The organism is Cellulomonas shaoxiangyii (genome assembly GCF_004798685.1).
Taxonomy (GTDB): domain Bacteria; phylum Actinomycetota; class Actinomycetes; order Actinomycetales; family Cellulomonadaceae; genus Cellulomonas; species Cellulomonas shaoxiangyii.
Window position 1 is genome coordinate 2,978,300 of sequence record NZ_CP039291.1, and the last position, 24,499, is coordinate 3,002,798.

A 24,499-nucleotide genomic window follows, 5' to 3' on the forward strand; every position below is an offset into this window, starting at 1 on the left:
GGGGTGGTGCTGGTCGACAACGTAACCAACGTCGGCGGGGGCCGCCGCGTTCCCTCATCCCCCTGAGTGTGGTGTCGTCCCCCGGGATGAGAGCCGCGGGTCCGAATCGTCCCCCGGACGGTGCTCCCCGCGGGCCTCCCGGGCCTACGTTCGACGTGTCCGCACACCGTCGACCTGGGGAGCCCCGCGCCATGATCGAGGCGCAGTCACTCACGAAGCGCTACGGCCGCACCACGGCCGTGGACGACATCTCCTTCACCGTCCGCCCCGGCGCCGTCACCGGGTTCCTCGGCCCCAACGGCGCCGGCAAGTCCACGACCATGCGCATGGTCGTCGGCCTCGACCGTCCGAGCCACGGGTCCGTCACCGTCTCCGGCACCCCCTACGGGCACATGCGCGCGCCCCTCACGGAGGTCGGTGCGCTGCTCGACGCGAAGGCCGTGCACCCGAGCCGCACCGCGCGCCAGCACCTGCGCACCCTCGCCGCCACGCACGGCATCGGCGCCACGCGGGTCAACGAGGTCATCGACCTCGCCGGCCTCGGCACGGTGGCCAACAAGCGGGTCAAGGGCTTCTCGCTCGGCATGGGGCAGCGCCTCGGCATCGCCGCGGCGCTGCTCGGCGACCCGCACACCCTGATCCTCGACGAGCCGGTCAACGGCCTCGACCCGGAGGGCGTCCTGTGGGTCCGCGGGCTCGTGCAGCACCTGGCGCGCGAGGGCCGCACCATCTTCCTGTCCTCCCACCTGATGAGCGAGATGGCGGTGACGGCGGACCACCTGCTCGTCATCGGCCGCGGGCGCATCGTCGCGGACGGGCCGGTCCGGGACGTCATCGGCCGCGCCACCCGCACCACCGTGCGGGTGCGCACGCCGCACGCCACCGAGCTCGCCGCGCTGCTCGCCGGCCCGGACGTCGTCGTCGACGCGCCCGAGCCGGGCCTGCTCGAGGTGCAGGGCCCGACCGCCGCCGCCGTCGGGGAGGTCGCCGCGGCGGCCCGTCTCGTGCTGCACGAGCTGACGCCCGTCACCGGATCCCTCGAGGACGCGTACATGTCCCTGACCAGCGACCTCGTCGAGTACCGCTCCGGCGGCGCCGCGGGCGCCGGCACGACCGCCACGGAGGTGGCCCGATGACCGCCACGACCGCCCCTGCCCCCGCCGCGGGTGCCCCGGCACCGGCGCGCCGCGCCGCCGACGGTGCACGCGTCACGTTCCCCCGCGTCGTGCACGCCGAGTGGGTCAAGCTGTGGACCCTGCGCTCGACCTACTGGACGCTCGCCGTGGCGTTCCTGCTCTTCGCGGGGATCGCCGCGCTCGGCGCGGTGAGCGTGCGCTCCTTCCCCGACCCGGTCGAGGGGATGCCCGCCGGGTCGGCCGAGGTCCTGCAGATGTACCTGATGCCCGCGATGATCCTCGGTCCCCTCCCGCTGATCGTGCTCGCCGCCCTCTCCGTCACCGGCGAGTACGCGACCGGCTCGATCCGCTCGACGTTCGCCGCCGTGCCGGCACGCCTGCCGGTGCTCGCCGCCAAGGTGCTCGTCGTCGCGGTCGTCACGTTCGTCGCCGTCGCCGTCGCCGTCGGGGCGTCCCTCCTGCTGGCCGGCGCGATCGCGCCGCAGCTCGCCCCGGACTGGGGCGCACCGCACGTCCCGCGCGTCGTCGTCGGCGTGGTGCTCTACTGCACCGGGATCTCGCTGCTGGGCCTCGCCGTCGGTGCCCTGCTGCGCAACAGCGCCGCCGCCATCACGTCCGTGATCGGGCTCGTCCTGCTCGTCGAGAACGTGCTGCTCATGATCAGCTGGGAGCCCCTGGAGTACGTGCGCCCGTTCCTGCCGTCGACGGCAGGCTCCGCGATCACGAGCACGCCCGAGCAGATCGAGAACAGCGGCTTCGGCATGGCCTTCACCCCCGGGCCCTGGGTCGGCTACGGGATCCTGCTCGGCTGGGTCGCGGTCCTGCTCACCGTCGCGGCGGTGCGCCTGCGCACGCGGGACGCCTGACCCCCGGCACCCGACCCCCTGCGTGGCCGGCCGGAGGGGCCGGCCGCGCGGGACGCACGACGACGCGCCGGCACCCCGGAGGGGAGTGCCGGCGCGTCGTCGTCGGGGGCGTGCGTCAGGAGGCGTGCTCGGCGGCGTGCCGCTCGGCCGTGCGCGCGGACCGCCGCTCCACCCGTGCCTCTCGGCGCGTGCGGCCCCGGTCCTGCGCCCGCACGAGCAGCGTGTACAGCACCGGGACGAGCACGAGGGTCAGCAGCGTGGACGTGAAGAGCCCGCCGATGACCACGATCGCGAGCGGCTTGGAGATGAACACGCCGCCGCCGGTGAGGCCGAGCGCCATGGGCAGCAGCGCGAAGATCGTCGCCGCCGCGGTCATGATGATCGGCCGCAGGCGCTTGCGGGACCCCTCCATGACGGCCTCGTCGATCCCGCGACCGCGCTCGCGGTACTGGTTGACGAGGTCGATGAGCACGATCGCGTTCGTCACGACGATGCCGACCAGCATGAGCAGCCCGATGAGGGCCGGCACACCGAGCGGCGTGCCCGTCAGCAGCAGGCCGCCGAGCGCACCCGTCGCGGCGAACGGCACCGAGACCAGCAGGATGAGCGGCTGCAGCAGCGACCGGAAGGTCGCCACCATGACCACGTAGACGATCGCGATCGCGATGAGCAGCGCGAGGCCGAGGTCCGCGAAGGCGTCCTCCTGGTCGGCGGCGACGCCGCCGATCTCGACGCTCGCACCCGGCGGCACGTCGACGTCCTCGAGGGCCGTCGTGAGGGCCGCCGTCAGGGCGCCGAGGTCGTCGCCCGCGGGCGTGGCCGAGACGGTCGCCGCGCGCCGGCCGTCGATGCGCGTGACCGACACCGGGACCTCGACGGTCTCGATGTCCGCGACCGCGGTGAGCGGGACGGCCCCCGTGGCGGTCGGCAGCACGAGCTGCTCGAGCTCCGCGACGGTCGCGGGCGGCGTGGTCGCGACGATCGTGACGTCGACCGGGCCGGTGCCCAGGTCGACCGTGCCCGCCGGCTGCGGGCTCATGAGGCCGGCGACGGTCCCGACGACCGCGGTCTCGGTGAGGCCCGCGGCGGCCGCCGCCTCACGGTCGACCGTGACGCGCACGGTCGGCTGGTCGGCCGCGAGGTTGTTCGTGACGTCCGTGGTGCCCTCGACGCCCTCGACGACCTCCTGCACCCGCGCCGCGAGCTCGGCGAGCTCGTCGGTGTCGTCGGCCTGGATCACGACGTCGACGGTCGAGGACCCGAACGCCGCGTCGGAACCGGCCACGACCACGTCACCGTGCGTGCCGCCCGTGACGTCGGCGACCGCGTCGCGCACGTCGGCCTCGACGGCGGCGTTGTCGCCGTCGGGCGTCAGCGTGAGCGCGAACGTCGCACGCGGGGCTCCCCCGCCGCCGAAGACCGACTCGATGCCGCCGGCGGAGCCGACGGTGGTCTGCACGGTCTCGATGCCGTCGACGTCGAGCAGGACCGACTCGGTCTCCTGGGCCGCCGCGTCCTGCGCGGCCAGGGACGTGCCGGCCGGGAACGTCTCGGTGACCGTGAGGGTGTCCTGCCCGGCGTCGCCGAGGAAGTTCGTCTCCAGGCGCGTGGACAGCCCCACGGTGCCGGCGAGCACCGCGACCGCGGCCAGGATCGTGATCACCGGGTGCGCGAGCGACCCGCGCAGCGTCGCGAGGTAGCTGCGCTGCAGCACGCCCCGGCGCTCCTTCTCCTCCGCGGCCGCGCGGCGGGCCTCCGCCTCCGCGCCGGCGCCGCCCTCGGCCTTCACGAACCAGTACGCGAGGACCGGCACGATCGTCAGCGACACCACCAGGGAGGCCGCGAGCGCGACGGCCGTCGTGATGGCGAACGGCCGGAACAGCTCGCCGACCATGCCGCCGACCAGCGCGATCGGCGCGAACACGGCGATCGTCGCGATCGTCGCCGACGTGATCGCGGCGGCGACCTCGCGCACGGCCGTCGTGATGGCCTCGCGCTTCGGCTCGCCGTACGACAGGTGCCGCTTGATGTTCTCGATGACGACGATCGAGTCGTCCACGACGCGGCCGATGGCGATGGTCATCGCGCCGAGCGTGAGGATGTTGAGCGAGTACCCGCCGACGCGCAGGCCGATGAACGTCACGAGCAGCGACAGCGGGATGGAGATCGCCGACACCAGCGTCGAGCGCAGCGAGCGCAGGAACAGCAGGATGACGACCACGGCGAAGACGAGGCCGAGGCCGCCCTCGGTGGCCAGGCCCTCGATGGACTCCTCGATGAACGGCGCCTGGTCGAAGACGACCTCGACGTCCACACCGTCGCCGAGCTGTGCGCGGAGCTCCTCGACGGCCTCCTGCGCGCCGTGGGACACGTCGACCGTGTTGCCCGCGGGGGTCTTCGTCAGGGCGACCGCGAGCGCGGGCGCGCCGTCGAGCCGGGAGAACGACGTCGCGGGCACGGGCGAGAGCACCACGTCGGCGACATCGCCGAGCGCGACCGGCCGACCCGTGGCCGACCCGAGCAGCGGCAGCTGCTCGAGCTCCTCGACCGACGTGATCTCCGAGCCCGCCTGCACCGACAGCGTCAGGTCGCCGTCGTCGACCGTCCCGGTGGGCAGCACCAGGCCGTTGTCCTCGAGCACCGACTGCACGGCCACCGGCGACAGGCCCGCCGCCGTGAGCGCCGGCAGGTCGAGCGTCACGGTGACGGCCTGCTCGGCCACGCCGGACACGGTCACGTCCCGCACGCCCTCGACCTGTTCGAGCCGCGGCACGACCGTCTCCTCGACGGCGCGCGCGAGCGCGGCGGCGGCGTCCTCGCCCTCCTCGACGTCCTCGGGCGTCCCGGCGACGGCGAGCTGCACGACCGGCAGGTCGTCGATCGACCCGGTGATCACCATGGGGTCGACGCCCTCGGGCAGCTGCGACCGGATGCGGTCGACCGCCTGCTGCACCTCCTGCGCGGCGGCGTCCACGTCGATGCCGTACGTGAGCTGGACGGTGGTCGTCGACACCGACGTCGCGGACGTCGACGTCACGGACTCCACGTCGTCGACCGCGGAGATCGCCTGCTCGATCGGCTCGGTGAGCTGGGTCTCCACCAGCTGGGGCGACGAGCCGGGGTCCGCGGCGATCACGACGGCCGTCGGGATCTGCAGGGACGGGATCAGCTCGGACTTCAGGGAGCCGAGGCTGATCCAGCCGAAGACCGCGATCGCGACGGTGATCAGCGCGACGACGGACCGGTTGGCGAGAGACAGCCGGGCGAGCCGGGACATGGGTCCTCCGGGAGGGGGCCGGCGCACGGCGCGGCACGTGGTCGAGTCGGTCGAACGCGGAACGCGTGCCCGGGGCACCGGGTTCCCCCCACAGGGGTGTGACCTACGTCGCCATGGTCGCACGGCGTGCTCCGGCACGGCCCGGGGCCCACGCCCACGCGGATGACCGACCCACCGAGGTTAGGCTCGCCTGTGTGACGCTTCCCGGCACCTCGTCCCTCCCCGCCTCCCCCGCGGCCCCGCCCGTGCGCCGCCGCCCGGCGCCCGTGCTGGCGCGGGTGGTGCGGACGCAGCGGCTGACCCCGCGGCTGGCGCGTGTCGTCCTGGGCGGTCCCGGCATGGCGCCGTTCGAGGCGCCGCTGCACGCGGACTCCTACGTCAAGCTCGGCTTCGCCCCGCCCGGACCCCGCCCGCTCGGCCCCGACGGGCGGGTCGACGCCGACGCGCTGCGGGCGGCCCTGCCCTCGGGCGAGGAGGTGCGGATGCGCGCGTACACGGTGCGCGCGTACGACCCCGCGACGCACCAGCTGACGCTGGACTTCGTCGTGCACGGCGACGAGGGTGTCGCCGGCCCGTGGGCCGCGCAGGCGCAGCCGGGCGACGAGGTGCTCGTGTTCGGGCCCGGCGGGGCGTGGTCGCCGGACCCGACCGCCGACGCCCACCTGCTGGTCGGGGACGCGAGCGCCCTCCCGGCCGTCGCCGTGGGCCTCGAGGCGCTGCCGCGCGACGCGGTCGGGCTGGCCGTCCTGGAGGTGCACGACGCCGACGAGGAGGTCGCGATCGACGCCCCGCCCGGGATGGAGGTCCGCTGGGTGCACACCGGTACGGGCGTGCCGGGCGTCGCCCTCGTCGACGCGGTGCGCGCGTGGCCGTGGCCGACCGGGCGCGTGTGCGCCTTCGTGCACGGCGAGGCCGGCGCGGTGCAGGAGCTGCGCGCGTACCTGCGTGCCGAGCTGCGCGTCGCCCGTGCCGACCTGTCGATCTCGGGCTACTGGCGGCTCGGCGCCGACGACGAGGGCTGGCGTGCGGCGAAGAAGGCCTGGGCGGCGCGGATCGAGGCGGCGGAGGCGGCCGCAGGCCTGGACTGACGGCGAACCGGCACCGTCCGTGCCGCCGTACCCGTCAGCGGTAGTACGTGCCGATCAGCTGGCCGTCGAGCTCGTGCACCGCGACGTCGAGCTCGTACACGTCGGACAGCACCTCGGGCCGGACCACGTCCGCGGGGGCGCCGTCGTGCGCGACGCGGCCGTCCTTCATCGCGACGATCCGGTCGGACCAGCACGACGCGACGTTGATGTCGTGCAGCACGACCACCACCGTCTTGCCCAGCTCGTCGGTGGCGCGGCGCAGCAGCCGCATCATCGCGACGGCGTGCTTCAGGTCGAGGTTGTTCAGCGGCTCGTCGAGCAGCACGTGGTCGGTGTCCTGGCACAGCACCATCGCGACGAACGCGCGCTGGCGCTGCCCGCCCGACAGCTCGTCGAGGAAGCGGTCCGCCAGCGGGTGCAGGTCCAGGAACTCCAGCGCCCGCTCGACGTGCCCGCGGTCCTCGAGCGTGTACCGGCCCTTGCTGTGCGGGTAGCGGCCGAACGTCACCAGGTCCCGGACGGTCAGGCGCGAGCCCACGTGCGCGTCCTGGCGCAGGATCGCCAGCCGGCGCGCGAGCACGTCGCTGCGCGTCGTGGCGACGTCCAGGCCGTCGACGAGGACGGTCCCGGCGTCGGCGGGCAGCAGCCGCGACATGATCGACAGCAGCGTGGACTTGCCGGCCCCGTTGGGGCCGATGAGCGCGACGAGACCGCCGTCGGCCACGTCGAGCGTGACGTCGTCGACGACGGTGGCCGACCCGTAGCGCTTGGTGACGCCCCGGACCTCGATCATCGGGCCGCCCCCCGCAGCAGCAGGACGAGGAACACGAGACCTCCCACGAGCTCGATGACGACGCCGAGACTGGTCGCGAACCCGAGCGCGTGCTCGAGCACCACCTGACCGGCGACGAGGAACAGGACCGACACGAGCGCGGCACCGGGCAGCAGCCACCGGTGCTCGTGCGTGCCGAGGACGACGTAGGCGACGTTCGCGACCAGCAGGCCGAGGAACGTCACGGGACCGACGAGCGCGGTCGACGCGGACACGAGGACGGCGACGACGACGAGCACCTCGAGGACCGTGCGCCGGTACGGCACACCCAGGCCCGTGGCGGCCTCGCGGCCGAGCGCGAGGACGTCGAGCGCCCGCCGGCGCCGCCACGCCACCGCGCACCCGGCCGCGACGAGGGCCGCCGTGACGCCGAGCAGCGTGTCGTCGATCGTGTTGAACGACGCGAACAGCCGGTTGGTGAGCACGGCGAACTCGTTCGGGTCCATGACGCGCTGCAGCATCGACGACGCCGCCCGCAGCAGCGTGCCGAGCACCACCCCGACGAGCAGCAGCAGGTGCAGCGAGCGCCGGCGCCCGCCGAACAGCCACCCGAACAGCGCCACCGAGCACACCACCATCACGGCGACCTGCCCCACGAACATCGTCGTCGCGTCGAGCGCCGCCAGCGCCGCGCCACCGAGGACGAACACGAGGACGGTCTGCACGAGCGCGAACATCGCGTCCATGCCGAGCAGCGACGGCGTGAGGATGCGGTTCGCCGTCACGGTCTGGAACAGCACGGTCGCCACCGCGACGGCGGTCCCGACGACCGCGAGGCTCGCGAGCTTGGTCGCCCGGAACGGGAGCACGAACGCCCAGGAGCCGGTCGCGCCGACCGTCAGGAACGCGACCGCACCGAGGGCCAGGACCGCCGCGAGCAGGAGCAGGACGCGCGCGGGGTGCGGGCGGCGGCGCGACGCGCCCGGCAGAGCGGTGCCGGCGCGGGCGTCGAGATCAGCCGACACGGCCCGCCCCCGTGTCCCGGCGCAGCAGCAGCCAGAGGAACAGCACCGAGCCGACGACTCCGACGACCACGCCCACGGGCACCTCGTACGGGTACCGCACGAGGCGGCCGATCAGGTCGCACGCGAGCACGAGCCCGGCGCCGAACGTCGCGACCCACGGCAGCGAGCGCCGCACGTCGTCCCCGCGCAGCAGGCTCACGACGTTGGGCACGACGAGCCCCAGGAACGGCACCACGCCGACGGTCACGACGACCACCGCCGACACGACCGACACGATCACCAGCCCGGTGCTCACGGTGCGCCGGTGGTTGAGGCCGAGGTTGGTCGTGAACGCCTCACCGAGGCCTGCCACGGTGAACCGGTCCGCGACGACGTAGGCGACCACCGCGAGCGCGCCCGCGACCCACAGCATCTCGTAGCGGCCGGCGAGGACCCCGGAGAAGTCGCCGGTGGTCCACGCGGCGAGCGACTGCAGCAGGTCGGTCCGGTAGGCGATGAACGTCGCGACCGCCGAGACGACGCCGCCCAGGACGATCCCGACGAGCGGCACGACGAGCGGCGAGCGCAGCGGCACGCGCCGCAGCACCGCGAGGAACAGTGCCGTGCCCGCCAGGGCGAACACCGTGGCGACCACCACCTTGCCGGCCACCGGCAGGCCGGGCGCGAGCAGGGTGACGACCAGCAGCCCCAGCACCGCGAACTCCACCGTGCCGGTCGTGGACGGCTCCGCGAACCGGTTGCGGGCGAGCATCTGCATGATCGTGCCGACCGCCGCGGTCGAGGCGCCCGCCAGCAGGAGCGCGGCGGTCCGCGGGCCGCGGCTCAGCGCGACGAGCCCCCACGCGTCGGCGTCGAGGCGCAGCAGGTCGGCTGGTGCGACGTCGGCGACCCCGACGAACAGGCTCACGACCGCCAGCAGGGGCAGCGCGCACGCCGCCGCGACGAGCACCCACCGCGCACGACGTCGCGGCGCGGCCGGCGCCGCCCCGCGCGCGGGCGCACGGCGCGGCCCGCCGCCGGTGGGTGCGCCGGGGGCGGGCCGCGTCGGGGTGGGCGTACGGGTCACTGCACGCCGAGGGCGGTGGCGATCTCGTCCGTCATGCCCTGCAGCGTCGGCAGCCCGCCGTTGATGACGTACCAGGCCGCGGGGTCGAGGTAGTGCACCTGCTCGGCCTGCCACGCGGGCGTGCCGTGCACGAGCGGGTTGTCCAGCACCTGTGCGGCGGCCTGGGCGGACTCCCCGGTGGCGGCGTCGCGGTCGAGCACGAACAGCCACTCGGGCGCCGCCTCGGCGACGAACTCGAACGAGATCGCCTCGCCGTGGGTCGCGGCCTCGACGTCCTCGACGGCCGGGGTCACGCCGAGCGCGTCGTGCAGGAACCCGAAGCGCGAGCCCGGGCCGTAGGCGGTGACCTTGCCGCCCGACGTGAGCAGGATGAGCCCCGTGCCGGCGTCGGCCGCCGCGGTGCGCACCTCCTCGATGGAGGCGTCGAGGTCCGCGGCCATCTCGGCGACCTCGTCCTCGAGGCCGAAGATCTCGCCCAGCACCTCGCTGTTGGCGACGACGGACGTGTGGAAGTCCGCCCAGTCGTTGGACAGGTCGATCGTCGGGGCGATCTTCGACAGCTCCGGGAGCGTCTCGGAGGACCGGCCGGCGACGATGATCAGGTCGGGCTGGAGCTGGTTGACGACCTCGTAGTCGGGCTCGAAGAGCGTGCCGACGTTCGTGTACTCGTCGCTGTCGAACCCGGCGAGCTCGCCCGGCAGGTTCTGCTTGGGCAGGCCGGCGACCTCGACCCCGAGGGCGTCCAGCGTGGTCAGGGACGCGAGGTCGAACGTCACGACGGTCTCGGGCCGGAACGGCACCTCGGTCTCGCCCTGGGCGTGGGTGACCGTGACCGTCGTGGGCTCGTCGGCGGTCGGGGTGGCGGTCGTGGCGTCGTCGGTGGCGCCGGCCGTCCCGGCGCACGCGCCGAGGACGAGGGCCGCGGCGACCGCGAGGGCAGCGCCGCGCAGGCGGGTGGGCACGGTGGGGACTCCTGGGATGGGTGGGGCGAGGCCGTGCCCGGTGCGCGCCCGGTCACAGAGGCGAACCTAACAAAGGTCTGCCTAACCTCAGAACCAGCACCGGACGTGACCTGTGCCACCCCGGACCGGGACGCCGTCCCGACGGTCGCGGGCCGATCGGGTGAGAGCGCCCGTCCGGCGCCGCCGCCCACGGCGAACCGGCCCCGCGGGACACCGGGAGGCGCTAGCGTCCGACGCGTCGTCCACGGCCGCTCGGGAAGGGACCCGTCGTGCTGCGCCTCCTGCCGTTCGTCGTCGAGCTGGCGCTGCTCGTGTTCTGCCTCATCGACTGCATCCAGTCCGACGGCGACCGGGTCCGGAACCTGTCCAAGGGCTGGTGGATCGCCCTCATCGTCTTCCTGCCGATCGCGGGCGGCGTCGCGTGGCTCGTCGCCGGCCGCCCCCAGAGCCCGCGCCGTCAGGTGGCGTGGCCCGCCACCGCGACCGCCGGGTACCCGGAGTACGAGCGACCCCGCCGGTTCACCGAGGACCCCACCGAGGAGGAACGGCGCCGCGCCGAGGAGCGCCGCTCCGACGAGCTGCACCAGCAGATGCTGCGCGACTGGGAGTCCCAGCTGCGCGCCCGTGAGCAGCCGGGCGAGCCGCCGAGCGCCCCACCCGCCGCGCGCGGCGACGCCTGACGCAGCACCGGACGGCCTCCCGCGCCCGCGCCGCGCCGCCGGCCCCGGGAGCGCGCACGGCCCGCACGGCGCGGCCGTAGGACCCAGATCCCCCGTATGCCGGGTGTGTCGGTACACAACGGGCGAATCGGCACCGCAAGATGGGGCCATGGACGTGTCGAGCGTGACGGTCGGGTTGCCGGTCGCGGACCTCCGGGTCGCGGTGGAGTGGTACCGGCGGGTGCTCCAGCTCCCGGCGCCGGACCTGGAGCCCGCCGAGGGGGTCGTGGAGTTCCGCGTCGGCACCGTGTGGCTGCAGCTCAGCGAGGAGCCGATCGCGCGCTCCGGCGCGGAGGTCGTCCTGGGGCTGGGCGTGACCGACGCCGCGCTCGAGCGCGAGCGCCTGGCCGCGATGGGCCTCGAGGTCGGGCCGCTGGTCCACGTCGAGGGCGCTGTGGACTACGTCGACCTCGCCGACCCGGACGGCAACCGGCTCAACCTGTACTCCATGGCACCGCAGGACCCGCCGACCTGACTCGTCGGCCGCACGCCCCCCCCGCCGACGCCGCCGATACCGTGAGCGATACCGTTGCCCGATGGCGATGACTCTCCGACTCGACACAGCCGAGACGGAAGCACTGAGGCGACGTGCCGAGGTCGAGCACCGATCGATGCAGGACGTGGCACGCCGGGCCGTGCGTGACTACATCGAGCGCACGTCACGCGACGACCTCATCGACGCCGTCATGGACAGCGAACTTCCTCGCTACGCCGAGGCACTCGAGCGCCTCGGCCGATGATCTAGCTGACCACCGAGGATCTGCTGGCCGTCGGGCGGCGCGTCGTCTGCGACCTCGCGGTGCGCGACCCCGGCCGCTCAAGTCCGCCGCCGCCCGGCTTCTGACTCAGATCGGCGGGACCGACGTACCCCGACCTCCTCACCAAGGCAGCCGCACTCCTCCACTCGCTGACGCGCAACCGAGCCCTCGTGGACGGGAACAAGAGGCTCGCCCTCGCTGGCACGATCGTGTTCCTGCGAGTCAGCGGCACCCGCCTCGGCGCCACCAATGATGAGGCTGCACGCTCATCATGGACGTCACTGCGGGGCGGGAGGAGGATGTGGAAGCCATCCGCCCCGGCTCTCGCGCCTGCCGAGGCCTGGTGAGCACGGGCGGGACACTCTCTGCCAACCCGAACACGGTCCCGCCCGCGACGCGGAGCGGCGAGCAGATGGTCGAGCAACCGCGTCTGCGCCTGCGACAGGTGAGCCGCCGGCGACGCACCCCGGCGCCGTGCGACCGAGCTCAGCCGCTCGCCGTCGACCCCCGCACGACCACGCGCGGCGCGATCGTCTCCACGCCCTCGTCCGGCGACCCGGCGATGCGCGCGAACAGCCGCGTGGCCGCCCGCCGGCCCATGGTCTCGAAGTTCATGTCGACGCTGGTCAGGGCCGGTCGTGAGCCGGCGATCATCGGCTCCCAGTTGTCGAAGCCGACGACCGCCACGTCGTCCGGGACGGTGACGCCGCGGTCACGCAGCGCGTCGAGGACGCCCCGCGCGATCTGGTCGCTGCCGGCGACGACCGCGTCGATGCCCGGGGCGGCGTCGAGCGCGGCGCCCACGCCCGCGCGTCCCCACGCCTCGCTCCACGAGCCGTACCGGACGGGCCCGACGAGCTCGAGCCCGGCGGCCGCGAGCGCCTGGCCGACGCCCTCGGCGCGGTCGCGCGCGGCGGCGTAGGTGGCGTCCCCGGACACGTGGGCGATGCGACGGCGGCCGAGCGTGAGCAGGTGCTCCGTGGCGATCCGCCCGGCCGTGACGTTGTCCGGCACGACGGAGGCGTCCCGGGGGTCGTCGGACGGCGCGTAGGCGTAGACGACGGGGACGGCGACGTCCGGCCCGAGCGACGGCCGGGGGTCGGTCTTCGACCCCACGACGATGAGCCCGTCGACGCGCCGGCCCAGCAGGGCGCGCAGGTGGTGCTGCTCGCGGATGGCGTCCTCGCGGGCGTCGCAGAGGAACACCGACGTGCGCCCGGCGCCGAACGCGTCCTCCGCGCCCATCAGGATCGGCAGGCTGAACCGGCCCTCGAGGTCGTGCGTCAGCAGGCCGACGGTGCCGGTCTGCCCGGCGGTGATCGCCCGTGCGAGCGAGTTCGGCGTGAACGCGAGCCGGTCGGCGACCTCCTCCACCCGGCGGCGCGTATCGGGGTGGACGTCGGCCTTGCCGTTGAGCGCCTTCGACGCCGTCGCCACCGACACCCCGGCGTGCTGCGCGACCTCGCGCAGGGTGACCGGTCGGGACCTGCCGCCCGTCGTCGTCATCGCCGTCCTCCGTCCCGCCCGGGCGTCGCAGCCGCGTCGCCGCGCTCATCATGCCCGAAAACGGGGTGCAGCATGCCCGGTTGCATGGACCAAAGCGCGGTGTTAACGTCCCGAAACGGGTTTCGACGATTTTCGTCGGACGGTGGAGACACCACCTGCCTGCCGCGCGCAGGCAGCGACGGGAACCCGGCAGTCAGCGCCCCCGACGACGCACGGGCCGGGTACCCCCCGACGGGCCTCGTCACGAGATTCAGGAGCCCGGTTGATGACCATCAACGGCAACGACGCACGGCCCACTCCTCGCCGCCGCCCCCGGCTGGCACTCACCTCCCTCGCCACCGTGAGCACGCTGCTGCTCGCGGCCTGCTCGGGCGGCACCAGCGCCGACGGCGGCGGCGACGACGGCGGGTCCGCCGGCGGCGACACCGTCACGGTGTGGCACTACTTCTCGGACGAGAACCAGGTCCGCCTCATGGACGAGCTCGGCGCCAAGTTCGAGTCGGAGCACGACGGCGTGAGCGTGGACAACGTCTTCGTCCCCTACGACCAGCTCAACTCCAAGCTGGTGTCCGCCGCGGGTGCGCAGACCGGCCCGGACGTCGTCGTGTTCAACGGCGCCGAGGCCTCCACCCTCGCGCTCGGCGGCGCGCTCGCCCCGCTGGACGACTACTGGGCGGACTACGCCGACGCGGACCAGTTCCCCGAGTCCGTCGTGCACACCATCGAGGACACCACCTACGCGGTGCAGGGGTACGTCAACCTGCTGGGCCTCTGGTACAACGCCGACATCCTGGCCGAGATCGGCGTCGAGCCGCCCACCACGATGGACGAGCTCGAGGACGCCATGGCGAAGGCGAAGGACGCGGGCTACGCCGGCATCACGCTGTCCGGCCTCCCCCAGTCGCAGGGCGAGTGGCAGGCCTACCCCTGGATCACGTCGGAGGGCTTCACCTACGAGGACCCGCAGGCCGACGCGCTCGCCGCCGGCCTCTCGCGCGTGCGCGGATGGGTCGAGAGCGGGTGGCTCTCGCAGGAGGCCGTGACGTGGGACCAGACGGTCCCGTTCCAGCAGTTCGCCGCGGGGAAGACCGCGTTCGCGGCCAACGGCAACTGGCAGATGGGGACCGCCGAGTCCGACGCCGAGTTCGAGTACGGCGTCGTCCCGCTGCCGCTGTCCGAGACCGGTGGCGTGTACCTCGGCGGTGAGGGCCAGGGCATCGGCGCGTTCAGCGAGAACCCGGACCTCGCGTGGGACTACCTGACCGCGACGTACCTCGACGCGGAGGGCCAGGCGCTGCCGGCCGAGATCGTCGGCTCGCTGCCGTCCCGCGCCGACGCCGCGGCCGACGAGGTCGTCACCGGCAACGCGCTGCTCCAGCCGTTCGCGCAGAGCATCACGCAGTTCGGCGCCAACTACCCGTCGGGCGTCATCCCGCCCGAGGCCGTCGCCGACGTGCAGCTCACGCTCGGCCAGGCCTGGAGCGCCGCCATCGGCGGGCAGAAGTCGCCGCAGCAGGCCGCCGACGACGCGATCGCGGCGATCAGCCCGCTGCTCGACTGACCCGTCCCACGCCCCCGCCCGCGCCAGGTCGTCGGCGCGACGTCCCCCAGGAGGTCCTCATGACCACCGCACTCGCGCCGACGGCCGGGCGGGCCGACACCCGCCCGGCCCCCCGGCCGCGCCGAGGCCGACCGCGCCAGACGCGCATGATCTTCCTGCTGCCGGCCGCCGTCTTCCTGGCCGTGCTGAGCATCTACCCGCTCGTCACGCTCGTGCGGATGGCCGTCTCCGAGGTCACCGCCGCGACGCTCAACGCCGACTGGGCGTTCACGGGCCTGGAGAACCTCGCCTCCGGGTTCGCGTCCGGCGAGACGACCGCCGCACTGACGCGCACGCTCGTCTTCGTCGTCGTGGTCACCGTGCTCGGCATGGGCCTCGGGCTCGGCGGCGCGATCGCCCTGCGCACCTCGGGCTGGTGGTCCGGAGCGCTGCTCGCGCTCATGGTGTTCGTCTGGGCGCTGCCGCCCGTCGTCAACGGCTCGGTGTGGAAGTTCCTGCTGGCCGACACCGGACTGGTCAACACGGTCCTGCTGTCGACGGGGCTGCGCGACACCCCCGTGCCGTTCCTCTACGACCAGTACTGGGCGCTCGCCGCCGTCGCCTTCGTCAACTCGTTCGCGGTCATCCCGTTCAACGCGCTGGTCTACCGGGCCGCGCTGCTGACCATCTCGCCCGAGGTGTTCGAGGCCGCGCAGCTCGACGGCGCCACCAAGGCCCAGCAGGTGCGCCACATCATGATCCCGTCGGTGCGCCCCACGACGCTCGTGCTGCTCATCCTCACGCTCGTGTACGGGCTGCGGAGCTTCGACTTCATCTACGTCATGACGTACGGCGGCCCCGGCACGGCCACCAACACCCTGCCGTTCCTGGGCTACCTGCAGGCGTTCGTCCGGTACGACTACGGCCTCGGTGCCGCGACGTCCGTCGTGGCCGTCGCCGGGGTGCTCGTCCTGGCCGTGCTGTACGCCCGCAGCATCCGCAAGGAGGAGTCGCACTGATGAACGAGGTCAAGGCCGGACCGGTCGCCGTCGCCACCAAGGCGCTGCTCACCCTCATGTACGGCGTGCCGATCGTGTGGATCCTCATCACGTCGATCAAGAGCTCCGCGGACGTCTTCGACCGCTCCGCGACGTTCGTGTTCACGCCCACGCTCGACGCGTACGCCGCCGCGATCACACCGGCCCTGTGGCAGGCGATGGGCCAGTCCGCGACGATCGCCATCGGCACCACGGCGCTCGTGCTGGCGGTCGCCATCCCCGCCGCCTACGGGCTGGCCCGCACGACCGGCTGGGCGCCGACCGTCGGGCTCGGGCTGCTGATCGTCCTGCAGATGATGCCGCAGACCGCGAACGTCATCCCGCTCTTCCAGATCTTCAGCAGCTGGCGCCTGCTCGACACCACGGCCGCCGTGATCCTGGCCGACGCGGCGCTGCTCGTCCCGTTCGCGACCCTGCTCCTGCGGCCGTTCTTCCGGGCCGTCCCGCCCGAGCTGGAGGAGGCGGCGTCCATCGACGGCGCCGGCATCTTCCGCACGTTCTGGCGGGTCGTGCTGCCGGTCGCCCGCAACGGCCTGTTCACGGTCGGCACGCTGATCTTCCTGCTCGCGTGGGGCGAGTTCCTGTACGCGGTCAACTTCTACCTCACGCCGAGCAGCTACCCGCTCAGCGCGCTGCTCGCGCAGCAGGTGTCGGCCTTCGGCATCGACTGGCCCGGCCTCATGGCCCTCGCCGTCCTGACCTCGCTGCCGATCCTCGTCGTCTTCAGCCTCACCTACCGCCAGCTCAAGGACGGCCTGACGGTCGGCGCGGTCAAGTAGCCCGCCCGCTCGTCCCCGTCCCTGCCCGGCCCACGAGGCCCGAGTCACCCCCGGAGTCCGCCATGCCCCCGTCCGAGTCCCACGACCTCCGCGTCGCCCCCCACCAGCACGGACGGCCCGCCGTCCCCTCCCGGTCGCGCTGGCGCCCGCTCGGCCTCGACGAGGTCACGCTCACCGGCGGGTTCTGGGGCGACCTCCAGGACCTCAACGCGTCCACGATGATCGCCCACGTCGAGGGCTGGCTCGAGCGCCTCGGCTGGAACGGCAACTTCGACGCCGCCGTCGAGGGGCGCCTGCCCCTCGACCGCCAGGGCCGCGAGTTCTCCGACTCCGAGACGTACAAGCTGCTCGAGGCCATGGCGTGGGAGGTCGGGCGCACCGGCGACGCCGACCTGGACCGGCGCCTGCGCGCGCTGACCGCCCGCGTCGCCGCCGCGCAGGAGCCGGACGGCTACCTCTCGACGATGTTCGGCCGCCCCGGCCAGCGGCCGCGGTGGTCGGACCTGGAGTGGGGCCACGAGCTCTACTGCATCGGCCACCTCGTGCAGGCCGGCGTCGCCCGGGCGCGCACGCACGGCGACGACGAGCTCGTGCAGGTCGCGGTGCGCGCCGCCGACCTCGTGTGCCGCGAGTTCGGCGCCGACGGGCCGCAGCAGGGCGTGTGCGGCCACCCCGAGATCGAGGTCGCGCTCGTCGAGCTGTACCGCGTGACCGGCGAGCAGCGCTACCTCGACCAGGCCCGTCTGTTCGTCGAGCGCCGCGGGCACGGCCTGCTCGGCGAGATCGACTTCGGCCCCCAGTACTTCCAGGACGACCTCCCGGTCCGGGACGCGCACGTGCTCGACGGCCACGCCGTGCGGGCGCTGTACCTCGCGTCCGGTGCGGCCGACCTCGCCGTCGAGGACGGGGACGACGAGCTGCTCGCGGCCGTCACCGCGCAGGTGCTCACCACGCTCGCGCGCCGCACGTACCTCACCGGTGGCATGGGCGCGCACCACGAGGGCGAGTCGTTCGGCGCCGACTTCGAGCTGCCGCCGGACCGCTCCTACTCGGAGACGTGCGCCGGCATCGCCTCGGTCATGGTCAACCAGCGCCTCCTGCTGCAGACCGGCGACGCCCGCCACGCCGACGCGGTCGAGCGCACGCTCTACAACGTCGTCGCGGCCTCCCCCTCGCAGGACGGCCGGGCGTTCTACTACACGAACACGCTGCACCAGCGCGTCCCGGGGCGCGAGGTCGCACCCGACGAGCTCAGCCCCCGGGCCGCGTCGAGCCTGCGCGCACCGTTCTTCGCGGTGTCGTGCTGCCCGACCAACGTGACGCGCACGGTCGCGTCGCTCGCGGCGTACGTCGCGACCGTCGACGACCACGGCCTCCAGCTGCACCAGTACGCGCCCGCGACGATCCGGGCCGAGCTGGCCGACGGGCGCGCCGTCGAGCTCGAGGTCACGACCTCCTACCCGGACGACGGCCGCGTCGTGGTGCGCACCGTCCGCGGCCCCGAGGACGGCTGGACGCTCACGCTGCGCGTCCCCGCGTGGGCCGAGGACGCCCGGGTGACGCGCGCCGACGGCACGACCGCGCAGGCCGCGCCCGGCTACGTCGAGGTCGCGGGCCCGGCACAGGGCGAGCAGCTCGTGCTGGACCTGCCGGTGCGCGCCCGCTGGACGTGGGCCGACCCCCGCGTCGACGCGGTGCGCGGTCAGGTCGCCGTCGAGCGCGGCCCGCTCGTCCTCGCGCTCGAGTCGACCGACCTCGGTGACGACGTCGCGAGCGCGGTCGTCTCGACCGCGCAGGCGCCCGTCGAGCGGGACGGCCGCGTGCTCGTCCCGGTCGCGTCGCGCGAGCTGCCGGACGGGCCGTGGCCCTTCCGCGGCGCGCCGGCGGGCGCACCGGACCCCGCGCGCGAGGTGCCCCTCGTGCCGTACCACGCGTGGGCGAACCGCGGCCCGTCCACCATGCGGGTGTGGCTGCCCGTGGAGTGATCCGCCGCCGACCCACCCGCGGCGCCGACGGGCGCCGAGCGCACGAGGGAGCCCGCGCCCCGGGACGGGTGCGTGGGCTCCCTCGTCGCACCGGGCCCGCACGGGCTCGGTGCGACGTGCGTCAGTGCGCGGTGCAGCTGACGGACGCCGCCTCGCCGGACCCGGTCCCCTGGAAGCCGACGTCCACGGCGCCCCGCGGTGCCAGGCGGGCGTTCCAGGCGGCGGCGCCGAGCTCGACCGGCGCCGCCGAGCGCAGCTCGGCCCCCCACGTGTGCACGACGGCGCCGGACGGGAGCGTGAGGCGCACGGTCCACCCCGCGAGCTGCCGGTCACCGGCCGTGACGCGGAGGTTCGCCACGAACCCGCCCGCCCACGAGCTCGTCACCCGGTAGTCCGCCGTGCACGACGCGCCCGGGCTCGCCGTCGCGGTCGGGGACGGTGTCGGCGGCACGGACGGGGCGGGGGTCACCGAGGGCGTGGGCGGCGCCGAGGGCGTGGGCGGCGCCGAGGGCGTGGGGGTCGCGGACGCCGTGGGCGTCGGTGCCGGCGTCCGCGTGGGGCTCGCGCTCGGTGTGGGCGAGGGTGCGGGCGTGGCCTCCGGTGCCAGCGCCAGGTCCGCGGTCGCGAAGCGCGCGAACGAGCGGTTGACGTCCGCCTCGCCCCCGCGCCCGTCGCAGCCGCGAGCCGGGTCGAAGAGCAGGTAGGTGCCGGAGCTGCAGGACCCCGTCGGCTCGGCGTCGCCGCCGACGACCGCGGTGCCCCCGATCGACACGCCGCCCTGGATCAGCGCGTTGTCCCGCACGACCGCGCTGCCGCTCACCGACCCGCCGTCGTTGACCCACGCCAGGCCCTCGATGCGGGCGTCGCCCGTGACCGACGCCCGCCCGTACACCGCGGCGTTCGGCCCGACGTAGGCCGTCGCGGCGACCGTCGCGCGCGCGTCGACCCAGCCGCCCCCGTTGGGGTGCCAGCGGCCCCCGCCGGGCGCCGCACCGCGCGAGCCGCCGGGGACGTGACCCTGCGGCAGGGCGCCGTCGAGCCGGAGCTCGAACGGGAAGCGGTAGCTCCTGGTCCATCCGTCGAGGAACGCGTGCTTGTGCACCGTGGTCGGCGTCCCCGTCACCACGAGGTACACCTCCTCGCCGGGCTGCGTCGCGAACGACGCCTGCGTGTCGACGCCCTGCACGACGTCCCCGTAGCGCGCCACCCCGTCGCGCACGGCGACGAAGCCGTAGCTCCAGCCGGACCCCGCCGCGGGGTCGACGTGCCCGCGGAGCCGGATGCGCACCGTGCCGCCGGGCGTGTCCGGGTACAGGCGCACCTTGGTGTACCCGTAGGCGCCCGGGGCGATGCCGGCCGGGACCGCGAACTGCCGGGCGGCCGCGTCCACGGCGTCCACCTGCACGAGGCTCTGCGCCACGACGAACGGGTACAGCCGGTCGATGAAGGGCTGCACCTGCGCCCGGTTGGCGTAGTCCCAGGTGACGTTGCGCATCGCGTACCGCGCGACCTCGGCGTTCAGCTGGTCCTGCGTGAGGCCGGCCAGGCGCCGGTACGTCTCGAGCGGGTGCTCGGTGCTGCGCGCCTCGTTCCAGATCCGGATGAACATCGTCATGCCGTGCGTCTCGACGATGTGCTGGATCAGCATCCACGCGCCGTAGTGGTGCCGGCTCGAGGAGTACGGGAGGTTCTCGGTGCGGACGAACCGCGTGAGGTCGCCGGCGCCCCTGCCGGGGAGGGCCTGCATCGCCATGAACTCGGCGCTCGCCTCCCAGAAGGTGCCCGCCGACGCGTGCGTGAACCCGTAGCCGGACCGGCCCAGGAACGTGTAGTTCTGCAGGACGTGCGCGAGCTCGTGCACCAGCCCCCATGACCCGGGCTGGGCGGCGCCCGGGGCGAGGTTGATCACGCCGACCCGGCCGTCGGTGGACCCGCCGGTCGCCCACGCGTTCAGCCCGGGGTTGCTCGACCACGTGCTCGTGATGATCACGATGATCTTGTGCTGCGCGAGCAGCCCCGCCTCCGGGGTGAAGCGCATGTCGTCGACGTAGAAGGCGTACGCGCTCTCGAGCTCGCGGAGCACGTTGGCCGGGTCGAACCGGTACTGCGTCGGCGCCGTCGTCGGCGACGTCCCGGCCAGCTCGCCCCACAGCACGACGAAGTTGTCGGACTCCGCGCTGCGCTCGGGCGCCCACGCGACCTCGCCCGTGCGCGCCCACCGCTCGGGGATCCACACGGTCTTGGGCGCGGCGTGCGCCGGGGCCCACGCCGCGGGACCGAGCAGACCGCCGACCACCGCGGTGAGGACCGCGAGGACCACCAGGAACCGGTGCCGCCAGCCGCGCCGCTCCCGCACCGAGCCGTCCGCACCGACCGTCACCGCCGCCATCGTGATCCCCGTCCGTCCGTGCGGCGCACGTCGCCGCAAGCGCGTCGAGAGTGTCGCAGCGAGCGCTTTCCGGGCACAGGGGGACGAAACGATTCCGGCGGGCGGCGCGGCGACCGGGACGGTGCCCCCGCCGGGGTTCGAACCCGGACTGGACCGGGTTTAAGCCGGTTGCCTCTGCCGGTTGGGCTACGGGGGCGCAGACGTCATCGTGCCAGCCGCGCCGGCCCGGGGTCGGCCCGCCATCCGACCGCCCGACGCACGACGGCCCCGGGACCGCGCGGTCCCGGGGCCGTCCTCACGCCGCTGCGGACGTCACGTGTTGTCGGCGTGCTCGTCCCGCTTCTCGGCGGGCGAGCCCGGCTCGGCCTTGTACGACGGCAGGGACGGCTGCGTCGTCGCACCGTCGGTGGGCGGCGTGTCCTGCGACGTCTGCTCGACCTTCGGCTTCGGCGGCACGGCGGCGCTGCGGAACTCCGCGCGCGGGTCGTGCAGCGAGCCGAGGGCGACGACCTCGCGGCGCAGCAGCAGCGACCCCGTCCACCCGGCCATGATGCGGATCTTGCGGTTCACGGTCGGCATGGCGAACACGTGGTACGTGCGGTGCAGCACCCACGCGGGGAAGCCGCGGACCTTGATCTTGCCGAACATCTGCGCGACGCCCTTGTACATGCCGAGCGACGCGACGGCGCCGACGTTCTTGTGCTTGTACGGGGTCGGCTCGCCCGAGCGGAGCACCACGGCGAGGTTGTCGCCGATGTGGTTGCCCTGGCGCAGCGCGTGCTGCGCGTTCGGCGGGCAGAACTTGCCCGGGTTGTACAGGTCGGGCACCGCGGCGCAGTCGCCGGCCGTGTACGCGTCGGCGACGACGGTGCCGTCCTCGGCCGTCACCTGCAGGTACTCGTTCGCGATGACCCGGCCCATCGCGTCCAGCGGCAGGTCCGAGTTGCGCAGCACCGGGTTGGCCTTGACGCCCGCCGTCCACACGAGCGTCTCGGCGTCGAACTCCGTGCCGTTCGACAGCACGACGTGCCCGTCGACGCACGAGCTGAGGAACGTCGACAGGAAGATCTCGATGTTGCGCTTGCGCAGCTGCTCGAGCGTGTAGCCGCCGAGCTCCTCGCTGACCTCGGGCAGGATGCGCGGGCTGCCCTCGACGAGGACGAACCGCAGCTCCTCGGGCTCGATCTGCTTGTAGTGCCGGACGGCGTAGCGCGCCATGTCCTCGACCTCGGCGAGCGCCTCGATGCCCGCGAACCCGCCGCCGACGAACACGAACGTCAGCATCTTGCGCCGCAGCTCGGGGTCCCACGTGCTCGACGCCACGTCGATGCGGCCCAGCACGTGGTTGCGCAGCGCGATGGCCTCCTCGACGTTCTTGAAGCCGATGCCGTACTCCGCCAGGCCCGGGATGGGCAGCGTGCGGGCGACCGAGCCGAGGCCGACCACGAGGTGGTCGTAGGTGACCCAGTACGGGTCGCCCTCGAGCGGCGTGATCTCGACGCGGCGGTTGGCGTGCTCGATGTGCGTCACGTGGCCCTGCAGCACGTCGATGCCCTTGAGCGCGCGACGGTGCGGGGCGACGACGTTGCGCGGGTCGATCGAGCCGGCCGCCGCCTCGGGCAGGAACGGCGCGTACGTCATGTACGGGCGGGGGTCCACGACCACGATCGCCGCGTCCCGCTTGCCCATGCGCTTGCGCAGCCGGCGGGCGGAGTACAGCCCGACCGTCCCCCCGCCGAGGACGATGACGCGCGGGACCTTGCGCGGCTTGCCCTGGGGCGCCGGCATGAGCGTGCCGGTCGCGGACGCAGCGCCGACCGCGGGAGTGGACGTCTGAGACATAGGTCCCACGGTAGAGCCGCGCGGGAGCCCACGCGTGCCTGGGGGCGGTGACGGTGCGCACACCCCCGGTGCGCCCGTGCGGGGTTCAGCCCTGCTCGTCGCGACCGTCGGCGTCCTGCGCGTCACGCTCGACCCGCACGCGCGTGATGCGGCGGCGGTCGACCTCGACCACGACGAGCCGGGTGCGCGCCGACGCCGCCGCGTCGTCGGCGTTGCGCTCGCCGGTGCCGGCGTCCCGGACCTCGACGCTCTCACCCACGACGGGGATGCGCCCGAGCTCGGCGAGCACGTAGCCGGCGACGGTCTCGTAGGCGCCCTCGGGCAGCGTCACACCCGTGCGCTCCGCGAAGTCCTCGAGGGTCAGGCCCGCGTCCACCGCCTCGCCGCCCCTGGCGACCGGCACGGGGTCGTACTCGTCGACGATCTCGCCGACCAGCTCCTCGAGCAGGTCCTCGAGCGTGACGATGCCGTCGGTGCCGCCGTACTCGTCCACGACGACGGCCATGTGCGAACCCGTGCGGCGCATGAGCGAGATCGTCGGCAGCACCGCGTTCGTGCCGGGCAGCGACACGATCGGGCGCGTCACGTCGCCGACCGTCGTGGTCGACACCTCCTCGATCGCCTCGACGACGCCGGCGCGGCCGTGGGCGTCGGGGTCCTCGTCCGCCTCGCGCACCGCACGTGCCACCGGTGCGAGCAGGTCGCGCACGTGCACGAAGCCGACGATGTCGTCGAAGTCCTCGCCCGTGACCGGGTAGCGCGAGTACGGCAGCGCGCCGACGACGCGCGCGGCCTCCGCGATGGGCGACGCCGCCGCGAGGAACTGCACGTCGGCGCGCGGGCGCATCGTCTCGGCGAGCGAGCGGTCGCCCGCCGAGAAGACGTCGGTGATGAGGCGGCGCTCGTCCTCGGGCAGGTCGGGGTGGGTGCGGACGAGGTCGCGCAGCTCCTCGTCGGTGATCTGCTCGCCCGTGGCCTGCGGGTCGAGGCCGAGGAGCCGCACGACCGCGTCCGTCGACCGCGAGAGCAGCCAGATCACCGGCGTCATGAGGATCGCGAAGCGGTCCAGCGGGGGCGCCACGGTGAGCGCGACCCGCTGGCTCTTCTGCATCGCGATGCGCTTCGGCGCGAGCTCGCCCAGCACCAGGGACAGGTACGCGATGACGAGCGTCAGCACGACCAGCGCGGCACCCTCCGCCGGGCCGGGGCGGAGCCCGAGCCCTTCGAACAGCGGGGCCACCGACGGCGCGAGCGCCGACGCGCCGAACGCGGCGGAGAAGAACCCGGCGACCGTCACGCCGATCTGCACCGCGGCGAGGAACCGGTTCGGGTTGCGGGCGACGGCGGCGACGCGGGCACCGCGCGCCGACTGCTTCTCGAGCTGCACGAGCTGCGACTCGCGCAGCGAGACCAGCGCCAGCTCGGTGCCGGCGAACACGCCGCCGACGAGGATGAACAGGAGCACGAGGCCGATGTCGGCCCAGATGTCGGCGGTCATGGCCTTTCCGGGGTGGAGGACGGGCTTCCAGCCTAGGGAAACACCCGTCGGCCGCATCCCGTTCCCCGCGCCACCCGCGCCGGGCGGCGCAGGGCCGGCGCCGGTCGTCGGCCGCCCGTGTCGAGGTCCTGGGTACCTCGACTTCGGCCTCGGTCGTTCGGCCACCTCGCGATGACCGCCGGGGCAGCAGCCCCGTGACGCGGCGCGGCACCGTGGCGATCCGCCACGGTGCC

The 24,499-nt window shown here is 74.1% G+C and carries 20 protein-coding genes and 1 tRNA gene; 11 read left to right on the top strand and 10 right to left on the bottom strand.

Going from position 1 to position 24,499, the window contains the following annotated elements:
* Positions 1 to 191: 191 nt before the first annotated feature.
* Together E5225_RS13380 and E5225_RS13385 are read left to right on the top strand one after the other, a co-directional pair.
* Positions 192 to 1,136: an ATP-binding cassette domain-containing protein gene (locus E5225_RS13380; protein ID WP_135973604.1), complete on the top strand. Its 945-nt coding sequence runs from the start codon at positions 192 to 194 to the stop codon at positions 1,134 to 1,136.
* Positions 1,133 to 2,002: an ABC transporter permease subunit gene (locus E5225_RS13385; protein WP_135973605.1), complete on the top strand. Its 870-nt coding sequence runs from the start codon at positions 1,133 to 1,135 to the stop codon at positions 2,000 to 2,002. The genes E5225_RS13380 and E5225_RS13385 overlap by 4 nt, the downstream gene beginning before the upstream one ends.
* 115 nt (positions 2,003 to 2,117) lie before the next feature.
* Here E5225_RS13385 and E5225_RS13390 read toward each other — a convergent pair whose 3' ends face one another.
* A complete protein-coding gene (locus E5225_RS13390; protein ID WP_135973606.1) occupies positions 2,118 to 5,279 on the bottom strand; it encodes an efflux RND transporter permease subunit in 3,162 nt (1,053 codons plus the stop codon).
* Between the two features lie 194 nt (positions 5,280 to 5,473).
* Between E5225_RS13390 and E5225_RS13395 the strand changes: the two genes are divergently transcribed.
* Positions 5,474 to 6,367 (top strand): siderophore-interacting protein, encoded by an 894-nt coding sequence (locus tag E5225_RS13395; RefSeq protein ID WP_341765649.1) that lies wholly within the window; start codon positions 5,474 to 5,476, stop codon positions 6,365 to 6,367.
* Between the two features lie 34 nt (positions 6,368 to 6,401).
* Here E5225_RS13395 and E5225_RS13400 read toward each other — a convergent pair whose 3' ends face one another.
* The 4 genes from E5225_RS13400 to E5225_RS13415 form a co-directional block, all read right to left on the bottom strand.
* Positions 6,402 to 7,160, bottom strand: coding sequence for an iron ABC transporter ATP-binding protein (locus E5225_RS13400; RefSeq protein ID WP_135973608.1), 759 nt, complete (start codon positions 7,158 to 7,160; stop codon positions 6,402 to 6,404).
* A complete protein-coding gene (locus E5225_RS13405) occupies positions 7,157 to 8,164 on the bottom strand; it encodes an iron chelate uptake ABC transporter family permease subunit (RefSeq protein WP_243738235.1) in 1,008 nt (335 codons plus the stop codon). Before E5225_RS13405 ends, E5225_RS13400 begins: the two co-directional genes overlap by 4 nt.
* Entirely contained in the window at positions 8,154 to 9,113 is a 960-nt protein-coding gene (locus E5225_RS13410; RefSeq protein WP_166435961.1) for an ABC transporter permease, read from the bottom strand. Before E5225_RS13410 ends, E5225_RS13405 begins: the two co-directional genes overlap by 11 nt.
* A 113-nt stretch (positions 9,114 to 9,226) precedes the next feature.
* A complete protein-coding gene (locus E5225_RS13415; RefSeq protein ID WP_135974761.1) occupies positions 9,227 to 10,192 on the bottom strand; it encodes a siderophore ABC transporter substrate-binding protein in 966 nt (321 codons plus the stop codon).
* Positions 10,193 to 10,461: 269 nt separating this feature from the next.
* Here E5225_RS13415 and E5225_RS13420 point away from each other — a divergent pair, with 269 nt between their 5' ends.
* The 4 genes from E5225_RS13420 (at position 10,462) to E5225_RS17990 (ending at position 12,016) form a co-directional block, all read left to right on the top strand.
* Complete coding sequence (locus E5225_RS13420; protein ID WP_135974759.1) at positions 10,462 to 10,872, top strand: PLD nuclease N-terminal domain-containing protein; 411 nt, start codon at positions 10,462 to 10,464, stop codon at positions 10,870 to 10,872.
* Positions 10,873 to 11,020: 148 nt separating this feature from the next.
* A complete protein-coding gene (locus tag E5225_RS13425) occupies positions 11,021 to 11,386 on the top strand; it encodes a VOC family protein (RefSeq protein ID WP_135974757.1) in 366 nt (121 codons plus the stop codon).
* Between the two features lie 61 nt (positions 11,387 to 11,447).
* Positions 11,448 to 11,651, top strand: coding sequence for a ribbon-helix-helix protein, CopG family (locus tag E5225_RS13430; protein WP_208012613.1), 204 nt, complete (start codon positions 11,448 to 11,450; stop codon positions 11,649 to 11,651).
* Positions 11,652 to 11,818: 167 nt separating this feature from the next.
* Entirely contained in the window at positions 11,819 to 12,016 is a 198-nt protein-coding gene (locus E5225_RS17990) for a hypothetical protein (protein WP_244243700.1), read from the top strand.
* A 139-nt stretch (positions 12,017 to 12,155) separates the two neighbouring features.
* Here the strand turns inward: E5225_RS17990 and E5225_RS13440 are convergent, their stop codons facing one another.
* Complete coding sequence (locus E5225_RS13440) at positions 12,156 to 13,175, bottom strand: LacI family DNA-binding transcriptional regulator (RefSeq protein ID WP_135974755.1); 1,020 nt, start codon at positions 13,173 to 13,175, stop codon at positions 12,156 to 12,158.
* Between the two features lie 265 nt (positions 13,176 to 13,440).
* Between E5225_RS13440 and E5225_RS13445 the strand changes: the two genes are divergently transcribed.
* The 4 genes from E5225_RS13445 (at position 13,441) to E5225_RS13460 (ending at position 18,537) form a co-directional block, all read left to right on the top strand.
* On the top strand, positions 13,441 to 14,736 hold the full coding sequence (locus E5225_RS13445; protein WP_135974753.1) for a sugar ABC transporter substrate-binding protein: 1,296 nt from the start codon (positions 13,441 to 13,443) through the stop codon (positions 14,734 to 14,736).
* Positions 14,737 to 14,795: 59 nt separating this feature from the next.
* Entirely contained in the window at positions 14,796 to 15,734 is a 939-nt protein-coding gene (locus tag E5225_RS13450; protein WP_135974751.1) for a carbohydrate ABC transporter permease, read from the top strand.
* Complete coding sequence (locus E5225_RS13455) at positions 15,734 to 16,552, top strand: carbohydrate ABC transporter permease (RefSeq protein ID WP_135974749.1); 819 nt, start codon at positions 15,734 to 15,736, stop codon at positions 16,550 to 16,552. Before E5225_RS13450 ends, E5225_RS13455 begins: the two co-directional genes overlap by 1 nt.
* A gap of 62 nt (positions 16,553 to 16,614) precedes the next feature.
* Positions 16,615 to 18,537, top strand: a complete 1,923-nt coding sequence (locus tag E5225_RS13460) for a glycoside hydrolase family 127 protein (RefSeq protein WP_135974747.1) — start codon at positions 16,615 to 16,617, stop codon at positions 18,535 to 18,537.
* Between the two features lie 121 nt (positions 18,538 to 18,658).
* Here E5225_RS13460 and E5225_RS13465 read toward each other — a convergent pair whose 3' ends face one another.
* The 4 genes from E5225_RS13465 to E5225_RS13480 form a co-directional block, all read right to left on the bottom strand.
* The gene (locus E5225_RS13465; protein ID WP_135974746.1) at positions 18,659 to 20,917 is read right to left on the bottom strand and encodes a DUF6055 domain-containing protein; all 2,259 of its coding nucleotides are present in this window, start codon (positions 20,915 to 20,917) and stop codon (positions 18,659 to 18,661) included.
* A gap of 131 nt (positions 20,918 to 21,048) precedes the next feature.
* A tRNA-Leu gene (locus tag E5225_RS13470) sits at positions 21,049 to 21,122 on the bottom strand.
* 116 nt (positions 21,123 to 21,238) lie between these two features.
* On the bottom strand, positions 21,239 to 22,768 hold the full coding sequence (locus tag E5225_RS13475) for an NAD(P)/FAD-dependent oxidoreductase (protein ID WP_135974744.1): 1,530 nt from the start codon (positions 22,766 to 22,768) through the stop codon (positions 21,239 to 21,241).
* Between the two features lie 85 nt (positions 22,769 to 22,853).
* Positions 22,854 to 24,266 carry a hemolysin family protein gene (locus E5225_RS13480; protein ID WP_135974742.1) on the bottom strand — a complete coding sequence of 471 codons (1,413 nt, stop codon included), beginning with the start codon at positions 24,264 to 24,266 and terminating at the stop codon, positions 22,854 to 22,856.
* Positions 24,267 to 24,499: the final 233 nt, after the last annotated feature.

Bases quoted from the DNA above. Each gene is read 5' to 3' on its own strand.
- E5225_RS13380 (WP_135973604.1), top strand. From the start codon at position 192: ATGATCGAGGCGCAGTCACTCACGAAGCGCTACGGCCGCACCACGGCC.
- E5225_RS13385 (WP_135973605.1), top strand. From the start codon at position 1,133: ATGACCGCCACGACCGCCCCTGCCCCCGCCGCGGGTGCCCCGGCACCG.
- E5225_RS13390 (WP_135973606.1), bottom strand. From the start codon at position 5,279: ATGTCCCGGCTCGCCCGGCTGTCTCTCGCCAACCGGTCCGTCGTCGCG.
- E5225_RS13400 (WP_135973608.1), bottom strand. From the start codon at position 7,160: ATGATCGAGGTCCGGGGCGTCACCAAGCGCTACGGGTCGGCCACCGTC.
- E5225_RS13425 (WP_135974757.1), top strand. From the start codon at position 11,021: ATGGACGTGTCGAGCGTGACGGTCGGGTTGCCGGTCGCGGACCTCCGG.
- E5225_RS13430 (WP_208012613.1), top strand. From the start codon at position 11,448: ATGGCGATGACTCTCCGACTCGACACAGCCGAGACGGAAGCACTGAGG.
- E5225_RS13440 (WP_135974755.1), bottom strand. From the start codon at position 13,175: ATGACGACGACGGGCGGCAGGTCCCGACCGGTCACCCTGCGCGAGGTC.
- E5225_RS13445 (WP_135974753.1), top strand. From the start codon at position 13,441: ATGACCATCAACGGCAACGACGCACGGCCCACTCCTCGCCGCCGCCCC.
- E5225_RS13450 (WP_135974751.1), top strand. From the start codon at position 14,796: ATGACCACCGCACTCGCGCCGACGGCCGGGCGGGCCGACACCCGCCCG.
- E5225_RS13455 (WP_135974749.1), top strand. From the start codon at position 15,734: ATGAACGAGGTCAAGGCCGGACCGGTCGCCGTCGCCACCAAGGCGCTG.
- E5225_RS13460 (WP_135974747.1), top strand. From the start codon at position 16,615: ATGCCCCCGTCCGAGTCCCACGACCTCCGCGTCGCCCCCCACCAGCAC.
- E5225_RS13475 (WP_135974744.1), bottom strand. From the start codon at position 22,768: ATGTCTCAGACGTCCACTCCCGCGGTCGGCGCTGCGTCCGCGACCGGC.
- E5225_RS13480 (WP_135974742.1), bottom strand. From the start codon at position 24,266: ATGACCGCCGACATCTGGGCCGACATCGGCCTCGTGCTCCTGTTCATC.